Annotated in this window: 12 protein-coding genes; 1 reads left to right on the top strand and 11 read right to left on the bottom strand. The window is 55.5% G+C overall.

The window, feature by feature from the left end:
• Positions 1-5: 5 nt before the first annotated feature.
• The 7 genes from tssG to ACOWVD_RS00500 form a co-directional block, all read right to left on the bottom strand.
• Positions 6-1,034 (bottom strand): type VI secretion system baseplate subunit TssG, encoded by a 1,029-nt coding sequence (tssG, locus tag ACOWVD_RS00530; protein WP_004935359.1) that lies wholly within the window; start codon positions 1,032-1,034, stop codon positions 6-8.
• Positions 1,027-2,868 carry a type VI secretion system baseplate subunit TssF gene (tssF, locus tag ACOWVD_RS00525; protein WP_421105368.1) on the bottom strand — a complete coding sequence of 614 codons (1,842 nt, stop codon included), beginning with the start codon at positions 2,866-2,868 and terminating at the stop codon, positions 1,027-1,029. Before tssF ends, tssG begins: the two co-directional genes overlap by 8 nt.
• A gap of 11 nt (positions 2,869-2,879) precedes the next feature.
• The gene (locus tag ACOWVD_RS00520; RefSeq protein ID WP_015378391.1) at positions 2,880-3,326 is read right to left on the bottom strand and encodes a type VI secretion system baseplate subunit TssE; all 447 of its coding nucleotides are present in this window, start codon (positions 3,324-3,326) and stop codon (positions 2,880-2,882) included.
• A gap of 81 nt (positions 3,327-3,407) precedes the next feature.
• Positions 3,408-3,932 (bottom strand): Hcp family type VI secretion system effector, encoded by a 525-nt coding sequence (locus ACOWVD_RS00515; protein ID WP_004935369.1) that lies wholly within the window; start codon positions 3,930-3,932, stop codon positions 3,408-3,410.
• A 231-nt stretch (positions 3,933-4,163) separates the two neighbouring features.
• Entirely contained in the window at positions 4,164-5,690 is a 1,527-nt protein-coding gene (tssC, locus tag ACOWVD_RS00510) for a type VI secretion system contractile sheath large subunit (RefSeq protein WP_004935371.1), read from the bottom strand.
• Positions 5,687-6,244: a type VI secretion system contractile sheath small subunit gene (gene tssB, locus ACOWVD_RS00505; protein WP_004935376.1), complete on the bottom strand. Its 558-nt coding sequence runs from the start codon at positions 6,242-6,244 to the stop codon at positions 5,687-5,689. The genes tssC and tssB overlap by 4 nt, the downstream gene beginning before the upstream one ends.
• 24 nt (positions 6,245-6,268) lie before the next feature.
• The gene (locus ACOWVD_RS00500; RefSeq protein ID WP_164095692.1) at positions 6,269-7,234 is read right to left on the bottom strand and encodes an ImpA family type VI secretion system protein; all 966 of its coding nucleotides are present in this window, start codon (positions 7,232-7,234) and stop codon (positions 6,269-6,271) included.
• A 1,610-nt stretch (positions 7,235-8,844) separates the two neighbouring features.
• Between ACOWVD_RS00500 and ACOWVD_RS00495 the strand changes: the two genes are divergently transcribed.
• Entirely contained in the window at positions 8,845-9,279 is a 435-nt protein-coding gene (locus ACOWVD_RS00495; protein ID WP_015378393.1) for a DoxX family protein, read from the top strand.
• Between the two features lie 57 nt (positions 9,280-9,336).
• Here ACOWVD_RS00495 and ACOWVD_RS00490 read toward each other — a convergent pair whose 3' ends face one another.
• The 4 genes from ACOWVD_RS00490 to ACOWVD_RS00475 form a co-directional block, all read right to left on the bottom strand.
• The gene (locus tag ACOWVD_RS00490) at positions 9,337-9,969 is read right to left on the bottom strand and encodes a helix-turn-helix domain-containing protein (protein WP_049240774.1); all 633 of its coding nucleotides are present in this window, start codon (positions 9,967-9,969) and stop codon (positions 9,337-9,339) included.
• A gap of 162 nt (positions 9,970-10,131) precedes the next feature.
• Positions 10,132-11,748 carry a cyclic peptide export ABC transporter gene (locus ACOWVD_RS00485; RefSeq protein ID WP_421105367.1) on the bottom strand — a complete coding sequence of 539 codons (1,617 nt, stop codon included), beginning with the start codon at positions 11,746-11,748 and terminating at the stop codon, positions 10,132-10,134.
• Between the two features lie 29 nt (positions 11,749-11,777).
• Positions 11,778-13,763: a Fe(3+)-hydroxamate ABC transporter permease FhuB gene (fhuB, locus tag ACOWVD_RS00480; RefSeq protein ID WP_049240778.1), complete on the bottom strand. Its 1,986-nt coding sequence runs from the start codon at positions 13,761-13,763 to the stop codon at positions 11,778-11,780.
• On the bottom strand, positions 13,756-14,595 hold the full coding sequence (locus ACOWVD_RS00475; protein WP_239504338.1) for an iron-siderophore ABC transporter substrate-binding protein: 840 nt from the start codon (positions 14,593-14,595) through the stop codon (positions 13,756-13,758). The genes fhuB and ACOWVD_RS00475 overlap by 8 nt, the downstream gene beginning before the upstream one ends.
• Positions 14,596-14,605 lie beyond the last annotated feature (10 nt).

The raw sequence follows: 14,605 nt of genomic DNA, 5'->3' as shown, positions 1-14,605 counted from the left end.
TTATATTAAGTTGTTGATTGATAAACCAGCTGCCTAAACGTCCCTGTCTTAGGTTTCAGCCAGCTGTCTTTACTCAGCGACTTGCCGCCCAGCTGCGCCGCCATGCCCGGCTCCGTGGCGATCAGCAGGCTGACATCCAGCATCAGCTGATGGCTCGTAAAGTCATGACAGATACTCACCAGCGCCTGCAGCCGCCGGCTGCCGCGCTGATACTGCTGATACTGCGGGGCCCCCAGCGGGCCGATCTGAATATGCGCGCCGTACTGGGCATCGAAAAAGCGGCTGCCGATGCGCGTGCTGCCCAACTTGCCCAGCTTTTGGCTGCCGCTTTGCTTGCCGTCGTCGATCCACTTGGCGTAGCGCGGCGTAATCGTGATGGGAACGGCGAAATAGGCCGCCAACATCTTGTTGAGCTGCCGCAGCGAGCGGCGACCGGGCAAATAAGTGCCGGGGTACGCCTCGCGCAGGCGCTGGATATGCGGGTTCACCGTCAGCGCCGTATCGACGCCCACCGTCTGGCGCAAATGGCGCAAGAACGGGTTTTTGTCATCGTCATGCTCATGGCCGATCATCGCCTTCAGCTGCGCCCAGGCCCGGTAGTGCAATACGGCGAAGCGCTGGCTGACGATGCCGACGAACTGCTGAAACGCCTGGTTGCGTCTGGCGATGACTTCGGTGCGCGCGTGCTCGGTCACATGGATCGGCAGCGGGCCGTAGGGGGCGAACATGCCGAAATGCCGCGCCTGGATCAGCACTTGCTTAGGGCGCTGCACGATAGAGGCGATTTCACGCGAAGCGAACGCCATATCCGCCGGCTGGGTAATGCAGAGCCTTTCGCGGCTGCGATCGTTGGAGACGCCGAGCCGCGGCGCATCCGGCTGCGCGCGTTCGATACGCCGCAGCAGCTCGAAAAAATCCTGTCGATTGGACAGCCCGCGGATTTCGGCCTGGCCCGCGCTTTCGCTTTGCGCCCCCGGCGTCGGCGCCTGTTCCAACGAGAGCGCCGTTTCACGCATCAACGACATATCAGCCATAGTAGAGCGCCCCCCAGTCGGCGTGGGTTTCCCCATCCAGCAACAGCTTCATGCTTAACGTTTGGTTCAGGTCGCCGTATTGGCTCAACGCGTGGTGCAATATTTTGCCGAACAGATAGGCGCCGTGGTCGGCATGATGGTTGGCGCTTAAGTTGACGGCGATCTCGGCTCCGCGGATCCAGGCCAGCGGCCCCGGCCCCTGATTGCGTTCGAAGTGGTGCTCCACCCAGGCATTTTTGATGCTGGCGATGCGCTTGCGCTGGCTGGAGTCATCCTGATGGCAGAACAACGACAGCCAGTCGCGCAACAGCGCTGAACAATCCTGAACGTCGGGGCGCGCATGGCGCAGAGGATTGGAGGCCAGCATCTGAATCGCCTGCCACGCCTGGCTTATGTTCGGTACCGCGACCGGGTTGCTCGGGTAGCGGACGATCTCCACCTGGTGGATCGGCATCGCCGTTTCCAGCTGGAAATGCGGCTGCTGAAGGTGCGCCGGCACCAGATGCCGTTCGCAGACCAGCGCCTCGACGCTGAGCGACGTGATGTCGTCGATGTCGATGCCGCTTTTTCCCGGCGAGATGGCGATGAAGGTATCTTCGTTGGGCAGGTGCGGATTGTTGTACTTGGAGGGCGACGGCTCCCGGCGACGGTGCAGCGTATAACCGGCCGGTTCCCGCTCGCAGTCGTACTGCACGTCGGCCTGCAGCGAAGAGAAAATCACCGGGTTGCCGTCGGGCAGCATGCCTTTCACCTGTTTTACGCTGTGTATCTCATACAGCGAGGTGTTCAAACGATCGACCACCAGCTGGTGCTCCGTGCGCTCATCCGTCAGCAGCACCGGCGAGCAATGGCGGCGATACAGGTTGATGACCGGGGTCGCGAAAAGATGAAAATCCCTGGCGTTGACGCGACCGATCAGAGTGAGTGGGCGTTGCTCCAGCGCGAACAAGATCTCGAACTCGTGAACGCGTTCACATTGGCGCAGAAAATCCTGCACGCCATGCAACTCCAGGCTGAAGAAGCGGCTTGGCGCGGCGAAGTATTCGCGCATCAGCCGGTTGCCGGGCAATTCCCCCACCACGGTGGGCAACAAGGCTTCTTCATCGCTGACGCCGCCCAGGCGCAAGCTGCCCGGCGGCAGGACTTTGACGATTGGCCGGTCGTCGCTTTTTGCCCATAGCACGATGCGCAAGGTGCGATTAAGCAACGCGACCAGCAGTTGATTGGCCCGCACCGTATCTTCCGCCAGCGTCAGGTGCAGCGGCTCGAGATCCAGCTCCGAGACGGGAAGCACGCCGTGCGTCGTCAGGCATATCCTGACGTAGGCCGAGCAATCCTGCATGTGTCTGGCGGCGCCGTCAGGCAAATGGTGCGGCGGCAAAATCTCGCATTCCGCCAGTGAAATCTCAACGGGCTGCACTTTAATATGCCGCGCCGTGGTGAACGTGGCGGGTTTGTTGTTCAGCGAGATATCGTTGAGGGTCATGCGGCTCCCGCGCGGCAGGTCAACCTGGCTGTGCCACTGGGGAAAAGAGAGATCGGGCTTAATCGCGACGGTGGCGATTGCGGGAACCGGCGTATACCACAGCGGCGCCAGGCGTGAGAGCATTTGCAGGGCAAATTCCGGCTGCTCATTGTTCAGCTTTTCCTGGATGCGGGTGCAAAGGAACGCGGAGCCCTCCAACAGACGCTCAACGAAAGGATCCAGCACGCCGTCGATATGCATGCCTAAATGCTGGGCGACCTGGGGATGAGAAGAGGCGAACTGACGACCGGCCTCGCGAAAATAACGCAGCTCATCATTATATAATTGGAGAAAGCGCTCACTGAACATAGTCACCCCTATTAATCAAATACGTGTACGGCGCCACAGGAATAATCAAGAGCGATGCGCAAATTAACCAGCATTTCGTCACCCGGTAATGAGCAGGTGCCATAAATATCGAATAAAATCGCCAGCACATACGATTGGCGTTCATTCACTACAGGCACCACACGAATCGTTTTCGGATCCAGACGCGGCTCAAACGAAGTAATGATTCTTTGTATATGTCTCGCCAGCGTTAACGGATCGGTATTAATCGGTATGCGTTGGCTCAGCGACGGCAGGCCATAATTCAATACCGAACTTTCGCTGTGCGCATAATCATGAAGTTTCAAATCAGCGCTGCGCGATGCGTCATTCAGTAAAAATTCGATATCACGCACCAAAACACGCCTCCAATTATCGGCGCTGGCGCTTTGATGTCTCACGCTGAGCTTATCGAATAGCATGGGCAATGACGCTTTCATTTAACACCTCGCGATAAGGCTTATGTCTGCCCGCAATCGCTGCGGGCAGACAGCCTGCAATTAGTGTTGTGACATCAATGATCAGATACGGGCATTAAGCTTGAGGTCATACCCCGTCTTAATTACCGCACCCATGGAGCCATCATTGTTTTGCTCTTTGTACTCAACTTCGATACGTGCGAAATTCAGCTTGATAACGTCGGTTGGCAGCACGGTATCGATTTCAGTACCGATGGTGGAATTCAGCGGCATATTACCCACGGTCTTGAATGAGGAAACCAGGCAGTTGCTGAAGGTCACGGCAATGAAGTCTTGCTGACCCTGGCCTGATTTACGGCAAACAAGTTTTGCCTGAGGAATATGCTCGCCGGTGGCGCACATCAGGAACAGTTTCGGCGAAGCCTTGTTGCTCACCATGCGAAACTCAAAGTCTTTCATCTCGACTTTGCCTGAACCGCCGCCGCTCCCGAACCCCCAACGGCCGGCGTTTTCTTCCGCCCATTGCCAGGCTTGCAGCTGAATCCAGCCAGGGTAGGTTTGGTCGGGTGATTCACCATCAACACCCTCAATTTTCAAAAAATAGTCTACTAAAGCTTTCGTGCTCATTTTTTGTCTCCTTGACTGATAGGTCTACTTCGTTAATTGAAAAGTCTATTCAGATAAGTCGTTATATTGCCTACGCGATCATTGAAATAGCGACAATGAGAACCCATTAGCCATTAATAAATAGCAATAGCGTAAAAAACAGCGCCACTAAATTTCAATGAAATATCAATTCCCACCAACGCCATTTAATAATTAACGTCGGCAATATCCAAACCAATGACCAGCCGTAACTTATCTGCTCCCATCTTTTTTGGCTGACGGAAGTTTTGATACAAGTCGCAAGGACACGGTCATGCCTTCCAACTGGTAATGCGGGCGCAAATAGAAATGCGCGCGGTAATAACCCGGATCGTCTTCCACATCTTCAACGCGCACCTCGGCGGCGGCTAATGGACGACGCGCCTTGGTCGCCTCGGTCGATACGGAAGGATCGCCATCGACATAGTTCATCAGCCAGTCATTCAGCCACAGCTGCATATCGTCCCTGGACCGAAAAGAACCAATTTTGTCGCGCACGATGCATTTCAAATAGTGCGCGAATCGGCACGTGGCGAAAATATAAGGCAAGCGCGAAGACAGCTTGGCGTTGGCCGTCGCGTCGGGATCCTCGTATTTCGCCGGCGCGTGCATGGTGCAAGAACCGATAAAAGCGGCGAAATCGGAATGCTTGCGATAGACCAGGGGCAAGAACCCGGCGTCGGAAAGCTCTTGCTCGCGCCGATCGGAAATGGCCACTTCCGTCGGGCACGTCAGTTCATATCCGCCCTCATCGGAAGGAAACGCGTAGGCGGGCAGTTCTTCCACCGAGCCGCCGGATTCGATGCCGCGAATCTTCGAACACCAGCCGTACTCATGGAACGCGCGGTTGATGTTGACGCCCATCGCATACGCCGAGTTGGCCCAGGAAAAATCATCATCCACATCCGGCCTGACGGACTCCTCGAAAGCGAACTCTTCGATCGGGTTGGTTTTCGCCCCATAAGGCAAACGCGACAGGAAACGCGGCATCGTCAACACCAGGTAACGCGAGTCGTTGCTTTCGCGCAGGCGGCGCCAGGACGCATATTCAGGCGTGGTGAAAATCTTGCCGATATCCCGCGGGTTGCCCAGTTCGTTCCACTTGCTCATCTGCAGCAGCGACGGCGACGCGGCGGAAATGAACGGACAGTGCGACGCCGCGGAAATTTTCGCCAACTCGGTCAGCAGCGTGACGCTCATCGGGCTGTGATCGAATTCAAAATCACCGATGATGCAACCGAACGGCTCGCCGCCGAACTGACCATATTCCTGTTCGTAAATCTGTTTGAACACCGGGCTTTGATCCCAGGCGGAGCCCCGATAGCGCCGCAAATTGCGCGTCAGCTCATCCTGACTGATGTTCAACACCCGGATCTTGAGCGTTTCGCTGACGTTGGTGTTATCGACCAGATAACTCAGACCTTGCCAGGCGGACTCCAGCTTCTGGAACTCCTTGTGGTGCAAGATATTGTTCATCTGTTGCGAAAGCTGTTCGTCGATCTGGGCAATCAACGATTCAATGGTCAATACGACATCCTGACTGACCTTGACCTTGCCTTTGTTGGCATATTCGGACAGCGTGCCGATAGCCCGACGAACCGCTTCCGAAGCCTCGTTCGTTCTGGGCCGGAATGAACGCTTGAGCAAACCGTCAAGCTCATTTTCCGTGTCCTGCGTTTCAACTTCAGCGACTGCCGTAGCCTGCTGCTTAGCCGAATAGCGTCGTTGCCTCGCTCTCATTCCTCATCTCCTTTATTGCCGGGATCCTGCACATCCTGTTCCGCATCCGCGACCGTTTTACGCGCATCCGTCACCAAACGATGCAGAAAATCGGGTTTCTCCAGCAGATTCTTCACCACCTCTTCCGCGCTGGATTTACCATCCATATAGGTGATCAGCTCCGTGAGATGCTCCCGGGCTTCAAGCAGGCGTTGCATCTGCGGAACCCGTTTGGCGATGGCGCCAGGCGTGAAGTCATCCATCGATTCAAACTCCAATTCCACGTCCAGCAACGCATCGTCTTCGCTCAGGGTGTTCTCTACGTAAAATTGCAGACGAGGCTTGATGGCGCGCATGCGATCGTTGAAGTTGTCCTGATCGAAGGTCAGGAATTTCCGCTCTTCGATCGGCAGCAAAGGCTTTTTCCGATGCCCAGAGAGATCGGACATGACCCCCGTAACAAAGGGCAACTCCACTTTCTTTTGTGAACCGTAAAGCTCTACGTCATATTCAATTTGCACGCGCGGCGCGTTATTTTTACCGATAAATTTCTGAGAGCTTGAGTCCTTAGCCATTGGAAAACTCCTTTGTGATAAAAATTACTTCCCGGACAATTGATTTAACGAGGCCAGAGATTCCGGCAAAAGCTCCTCAACAATCGTCGCGAAGTCCATACCGATCATTTTTTGTGAACGTCGAATAAGAATGGGGGCCGGATGGCTGGGCTCATAGTTTTGGAAATAGTCCAAAACCTGATCCAACAGCAAGATGACATCCTGCCGGGAACGGATATATTTGCCGGGCATGACGACAGGCGCGTCAGCATCCGGCGAGTCAATCTCCGCGTCATCCCGTTCAGCCGGCAATTCCTGCTGTTCCAGTGAAGCCAGCTGGCGGCTGAACTGTTTCAAATAGTCGCGTACCTGCCGGCAGTCCAAACGATAATCTTCAGCCTGCAGATTGGCGTAATTCTCGACGCGCTCCAGCGCATCGATTTCCAGCGCCAATTGCTCTTTCAGCGAAGGCAGATTTCTGCCGGCAAAATAACTGTCGGCTTGCCCCAGCACCTTTACCACCTCCGAAAAATGCAGGCTTTTGCCTTCCTGCTCGTCAAGCCGCATATTCAGCAGCTCGTCGGTGGTTAACGGCGTGTCGGGAAAAATCTTGCTGTTCTTGATTTCGTGCAGACAGGACGATGTGGCGAGCCACCCTAATGCGGCCGCATGAAAGCTGTCCGATGAGGGTTCCATGTCCGCCTGAGGGAAAATGGTGGCGCCCTCCTCGGCATATTTGGCGTCAATATCCTTAATGCCCTGGTAGAAGGCCGAAAAACCGTCGATATGAAGATTGGCGCGCATAAACCACAGCACGACATGTAAATCGAAGCACTGTTCCAGCAACGCGGCAGACTGCTCGCGAATGGCGTGCCAATTGATATCACGCGCATTGTCTACGGCATTAAGCGGATCGGTTTGGCTGTCATATTCCGAAAGCGTGAATTCAATTTCACTGTATCGTGGATCAAATTCGACGCCATTCACTTCCGTTGAGATGACTTCATTCATGGCCTGATATCCTTTTCAATCAGCACTAGAAACATAAAGCCTAATAAAGCGGGCTTTTACGTTCGCCAGTCTTTCCCAGAGTCCTTTTAGCGTAAGTTAGTCGTCACCAAGCTCGCAAATTGTTTAGATGTATTAATATTAACAAAAATAATAGGCTGAACCTATTAATAGAATCACAGTGATCGGTTTAAACTATTTTACATTTGCATATTTATTTTTTCCTTTTAAAATCAATAAATTAAAAACAATAATTATGCAAGCTAAGAATAGGAAAAAAATCAAAAACTGCCCTAAAAACAACGTTTCATCCTTGGTAGGATAATTCCAGTAATACCACTGGATACAAATAATTTAATTAGCAAATGATAACTACAGTAAATAGTGAAATTTTTTCATAAAACCATGACAGCCAGTCGTTTCTTGCAAGCGGGTAGCACGCAATGATCAATAGAAGACGATGGCAGTGTGACTTTCATTTCCAGCACTCAGTACTTACACATGCGAAACCTGGTGTGAAAATAAACAATTTGGCGAGAGTTTTGATTATTAATTTTAAAGCTAAAGCACAGATTAACATTCCGCCGTGGTGCACCGAATACCTATTGGTACACAAACAGCCTGGTGGATAAAGCATCATTCTTTTATAGTTAACTCAGGGTAATGATCAGGATAATTTAAGATTCAATTCCCCTTCGTGTGTGTTCTCATACGGCTTACCGCGGCAAAAGCACCACTGCGGTAAAGAGTCTCGCAGACTAAAGTGGCATTAGAGATATCATTTACTATAACGGCAAAATAACCACGTAAGCGCAGCAACGACAGGAACCGTGTTAAGACCAGCGATCTGTTCCATTTACAAGAAATGTTTCCCTAACTGATAAGACCACTAATTTGATACTAGCAAAGGCAAACCCAATATCAAGAAAAAATATTATTTTTTTAATAAAAAAATAACAAATCAATATACATAAAACAAACAATTCAATAACTTAAAACAGCACTGAATCGATTACTTTTACGCCAGGAAAAATAGCTCATGGGAATTTACCCCCCCCTCACAACCCCCTCAGTCAATCTCCCTCATTCTCTTCGGCATTGAATTGCCATCAAAAAATAAGAAAATCTATAAAAATAAAACCCGCCACTGGCCGTACGCCCCACAGGATCAACTTTCGCAAGGCAAAATAAGCAAGATAATTCCCAATAAAAAGGCCGAAAAAAAGCGTTAATGATTTAGCGGTTCAAAATAAAAATAAAGGTAACTCTATTGGGTTATTAAAGCGAAAACGCGCACCTTTTCATTGCTGCAAAAAAACCTTATGAATCTTTACGTTGCCTGTCCTTTGACAATCCTTGATGAAAACGCAAATCGGGTAGCCAACACATACAGAAAAGAGATGGGCTACGCGGCGGGCCACCTCTGCCGATGACTTTTCTCATCCCCGGTTCGGCCGGTGCGCACAGGTCATTCCACCTAAAAATCAGGCCGCACCGCCGGCCTCGCCCGGCGATTTAACGCCAAGCCCGCCGTTTTCCTGATCCAGAACAGCTTTCGCATTCATCCGGCTGATATATTGATTGAAAATCATTCCTATTCAGGAGAAAAAGCCATGGTTAAGTCACTCAATGCGGCATTCACTCGCTTTTTTGACCACCCGGACGCCGGCAAATTGGCGCTCAGGCTAACCTTCGGCGGGCTAATGCTGTTTCACGGCGTGGCGAAGATTCAGCACGGCGTCGGCTGGATCGCCGGGGCGTTGCAGGAACAGGGGCTACCCGCCTTCATCGCCTATGGCGTGTATGTGGGGGAGATCCTGGCGCCGATCCTGATCATTTTGGGGCTGTTCACCCGCCCCGCCGCGCTGGTTTACGCCTTTACGCTGGTGGTGGCGTTTTTGATGGTGGGCACCGGCAAGGTCTTCACCGTCACCGACGTCGGCGCCTGGGGCATTGAAAACGAGCTGGTGTTCTTTATGGGCGGACTCGCCATCCTGCTGCTGGGCAGCGGGAAGTATGCCATCGCGCGGAATGAAGCCTATCGGTAAGCGGTAGCATTAATAAGGAGGTTCTTGGTTTGAACCTCCGCTGTGCGGAAGCGGCGTTTAACGATCGGCCAACCGGTATACCGGAACCTGGCGCGTCGTGCCGGTCAGGGTGTCGAAAATCTCCGTTTCCGCCGTCACGATCGTCATGCCGGTTTTTCTTAGCCTGCGCACTTCTGCGGCGATGCGCTGTATGCCGAACCAGAACAGTCCGTCCAGCGCCGTGACGCGTAGCCCCTGCTCCAGCGCCAGCTTAAGCCGCTCACGCGGCGCCTTGAGCGCTTTGGCGATTTCCCGGTAAGGCAGCGCGTCTACGCCCGACGCCGAAGTTCGGTGAATACGGGTCGACAGGCCATATTGGAAGGCCTCAGGCACGTCGCTTAAATCGCTTTTCAGGCTGTAAACGCAGCCAAAGCGCTTGCCGTTGAACACCACATTTTTTTGACTGATCGACAGCTCATCGCGCAGGCCGGCAATCAGCTGCGGCGCCCGCACCAGCAATAAGCGAAACGGCAATTCGAAACTGGTCACATAGTCCACGTTGAGCAGCGCAATGCGCAGACGCTGTTCCGCCCCGGCCTGCGTCTGGCGACACTCGTTCAACACCTCGCTCCACTGGCGCGCAAGCCGCGGGGTTTCATCCAGCGGCGCGAAGTGGTATTTCTCGATGTGGTAGTCGATCCTTTCATTCATGTCCGTTGGCCCCTGCGTCAGTCGTCATTGCCATCAGCAAATTACCTTACCCGCGGGCAACAGTACACTATCACCGCATTCACTTTCCTGAGGAAAGCCGGGGCGAATCATCAAGCATGAGGGAATAAAGCCAAATATCTTGCTGAGTGAAAACGATGAGCATCATGACGGCGCGCCACTCATCGATGGGACCACCTGCCCCGATTCCAGCTTGATGATGCGATCCGCCAGGTAGAAATAGCGATCGTCGTGAGTAATCGCGATGACCGTTTTGCTCTCGGCCTTCAGCATCGGCAAGAGTTCAAGGTAAAACACCGCCTTAAACTCAGGATCCTGATCGGCGGCCCACTCATCAAACAGATAAACCGGGCGCTCTTCCAACCACGCCTGCAGTAAAGCCAGCCGTTTTCTTTGCCCCTGAGAGAGCGCGATTGTTGAAAAACGGCCGTGGGCAAAACTGACTTTATGACTTAACTTCAGCAGGCGCAGCAAATGTTCGACCTGCTTTTGCGTGCGCTCAGTGACGAACGCCACATCATCAAAAAGAAAGAAGTCGTTAAACACCACCGAAAAATGCCGACGGTACATCTCCAAAAGATCGTCGTTGATCGGCTCGCCGTTAAGCAAAATCGCGCCGTTATCAGGAGGATAAATGCCCACCAGCAGATTTGCCAACGTCGTCTTGCCGCTGCCGTTGCCACCGACGATAAAAATGAGTTCACCGGGCGCAATGTGCATATTCAGCGGGCCAAGGGTGAAATGCTCCCCTTCTTCGTTCTGATATTGGTAACGGACATTATCCAACGCCAACGAAGCAAAAGGGGGGGGCGTAAAATGGCGCTGTGGAACTTCGGGCCTGAGTTGCGCGCGCAGCGACTGAACCCGCTGCATGGCTACCCGCGCGCCAGCCAGGGTAGGCAGCGCGGATAACAGCCCTTCGACCGGCACAATCATATACAGAAACACCATGATATAGCCGGTAAGCGCCCGTTCGTCCAAAGCCAGCCCGTCACGCAAGCTGAATAACACCAGGCCGATGAAAGCGAAAAACAGCGCGCTTCCCCAACTGCTCGCCAAACCATACAACACGTAACCGCGGGTTCTCTCCCGGCGAACCGCGTCAATATTTTGCGCCAGTTCACCGCTGACAAATTGACGGCGGCGCACCGCGTTAAGCCGAAATTCCCTCGCACCATCAAACAATTTTTTGCATTGCTGAATCAACGTATCTTCCCGCTGACGCGATCGGCGCAACAAACGCATCGCAGGGCCGTGCGCGGCGCGGTAGCCCAGGCTGCCGCAGACAATCACCGCCAATGCCAGCGCCAGTATGCTCAATGACAGGCTGCCAAGGTAAATCAGGCAGCCAACGATAACGGCGCCGAAAATCAGCAGATTGGGCAGGTTGACGAAAAACACTACCAGCGTATCGAGATCCTGTGTCAGCACCGACAGCGTTCTTGCCATCCCCGCTTTCTCCAACAGCAGCCAGCGCGTTTCACTGACGTCTTGCACCAGTTCGCTGCGCAAGCGCGCCTTCACCTTTTGTCCCAGCGCCATAAACGTGGTTTGAGAAACCACGCGCGTCGCCAGCATCAACAGCGTCAGTAACGCAAAATCGCCTCCCGGACTCAGCCATGACGCCTCATTGGATTGCGTCAGACCATGATTGATCATCGCCAGCAAAGAGGCATTGCACAGCCCGCTGACGACACCGGCGACCACGGCGAGCAGTAGCCAACCGCGCACCATACGAAACAACATCATCAATACCGACATGCCGAATTCCTTGCTCATATTCACACTTTTTATGGTTTTGACTGGAATGTCTTATTGCGAATTAACGGCCATACCAGCAGGGGGACACCGATCAGCGACGCAACCAACCCGACCGGCAGCTGGCGCGGATAGAGGGCATTGCGCCCCAGCCAGTCGGCAACGGTCATGATGGCGGATGACAACAGCGCAGCGGTGTAAAGCTGCATCAGCGGCCCTTTCGCGCCCATCTTGCGCGCCAAATGCGGCCCCAGCAGGCCGATGAAAGACACCGGGCCGACCAGCAACGTCGCCAGCCCGGTCATGACTGCCGCCATAGCCAACACGCTGAAACGTGCGCGCGGCAATGGCACCCCGAGCGCGCCGGCGACGTTGCCCATCGGTAACAGCACCAGCCAGCGGCGAAACAGCGGCATCAACGCCAGGAGAACCAGCGTGATGACAAACACGCCTTGGGCCAACGACGCGCCGACGTAATAGGTACTGCCCGTCATCAGCGGCAACAACACCGCACTTGCGGCAAGATTGTTGAGCATAACGATGCTGACCGCTGCCTGGCATAGTGCATTCAGCGCCAAACCATTGAGCAATACCCGCTGCGGATTAAAGTCGCTTCGACGGCTGTTCCACAACGTCAGCAACAGGCTTATCAGCGCGCCCCCCAGGCTACTCGCCAACAGCCAGCCACTGCCGCCAGCGGGAAGCAAAAACACGAAGGCCGTAACCCCCATGGCCGCGCCACCGCCGATACCCAGCACTTCCGGGCTGGCGAGCGGGTTCCCGCTCACCCGCTGCATCAACACGCCGGCCCCCGCCAGCAGCGCACCGGCGCTCACCGCCGCCAGCAGTCGTGGCAATCGCAATGGCAGCAGGTTCGCCAGCTCCCCTCTTTCCGCCCAGTGCCAATGCTGCAATCCATGGCCGAAACATAAAGAGACCACGATCCCCGCAGCCAGAATGCCGGCCGACAACCAGATGAACCGTCGTTGATGCGAGGTCTGCGACACCGGCAACGGCGGTGCAAGATCGATGCTTTGCTGCCGTGCAAAACGCGCCAGCAGCATCAGCAACGGGCCGCCGGTCAGAGCGGTCAGCATGCCGACGGGCAGCAGTTGGCCGCTCTCCAGCGACACGCGAGAGACGCAAAGATCGGTCAGCCACAGCAGGCCCGCACCGATGAGCGCCGTATGCAGCACCATTTGCCGGGATGTTCGCGCACCGCCAAAGCGCGCCAAGTGGGGCGCTGCGAGCCCCAAAAACCCGATGACGCCGACGGCGTTAATGATGAAGGCGCTCATGGTCAGCGCCAGCAACACCGCGGCGGCGCGGATGCGCACCGGCGATGCACCGAGGCTGCTGACCACGGTTTCCGGCAGTTGCAGCAGTTCAAGCGGGCGCAGCAAGAACAACAGGCCCACTACGCAGACGGCGAGCCACGGCAACATCCGCAGCAGAATTTGCCCGTTTTCCACCGCCAGCGAACCGCCTCCCCACATCAGCACCTGAAGTAAAAAGCGATCGTTGATAATGGCGATCAGCAAAGTCAGTGCCCCGCACCACAAATTGATCATGATGCCCGCCTGCACCATCGCCAGCGGCGACATGCGCTGACGCCAGCTGAGCGCCAGCACGCACGCGAGCGCCGCTATCTCACCGGCAATCACCACGGCGGTGCGCGCGCCGACCAGCAGCGACGGCAGCCACAACGATGCCAGCCCCATCGCCAACGTCGCCCCGGCGGTCATGCCGAGCGTCATCGGCTCCGCCAACGGATTGCGCAGCGCACGCTGCATTAACCAACCGCACAGCCCCAGCGTAGCGCCCCCCACCATCGCCATACCCTGACGCGGCAACCACATGCTATGCAGGATAATGGCCGCCGGATCGAGATTATGCTCGGAGAACAACGCGACAATGCCGCCCTGCCGATGAATATCGGCCAGCGCCAACGGCAACGACGTCAGCCACAACGCGGCGATTACCCCCCAGGAAAGACGGCGGGAAAAAGATTCATGCATCACGCCACCTCATCATCATCCCGGTAAAAATATCGGCAAAGCGCCCGGCGGTTATCAGGGCGCCGGCATCGCTGATGTTTTCTTCTATCAGGTTCAGGTTGTGCGCTGAGGTCAGCGGCAGACGTTGCCACAGCGGGCTTTGGCGCCATTGAGACACCGACTCCCGCTGATCGTCAGGCGTCAACAGCATCAGCCACGCATTCAGGTCGGCAATGCGGGTCAGCTCCACCAGCACGCTGCCTTCCGCTCCCGCGCCGCCATGCCATCCATTGCGCAGCCCGCAGGCGGCCAATACGTCGCCGGGAAGACTGCCTGCGGTGTAGACCCGCAGGTGCAGCGCATCTACCGGGGCGGCGAGCAGCGCCGGACGTTCAACCTGCTGCGCCAGCAGCGAGGCGCGGCTCAGCTTGCCGTTCAGGCTGGCCAATATCTGCGCGGCCTGAGGCTGCCGCTGAAGCCGTTCGCCCAATTGCCGGGCGGCGCTGACGAGTTCCGTCAGCCCATGAGCCGGCAGCGCGATCGTCGGCGCGATGCGTTCAAGCGCCGGCTTCAGCAACGCATGCTGCGGCGTGATGACAATCGCGTCCGGCCGCAGCGCGTACAGCGTTTCCAGATTGGGCTGGAACAGCAGGCCAAGATCCAACGCCGACGCAGGCAGCGCAGGCGTCGGGATCAGCTTGCGATACCAATCCGGCGCCGAGACGCCCGCCGGAGTCACCCCCAGCGCCAACAGAATTTCCGTCAGCCCCCAATCCAACACGGCCAGCTTTTGCGGCGGCCGGCCGGCGTCGGCCCGCGCGTAAAGCGGGGCTAACAGGAGAGCGGTCAACAACCTGCGTCGC

This window comes from Serratia sp. SA088 (assembly GCF_049065515.1).
Lineage (GTDB): Bacteria > Pseudomonadota > Gammaproteobacteria > Enterobacterales > Enterobacteriaceae > Serratia > Serratia nematodiphila.
This window is presented reverse-complemented; position numbering and strand designations above follow the sequence as displayed.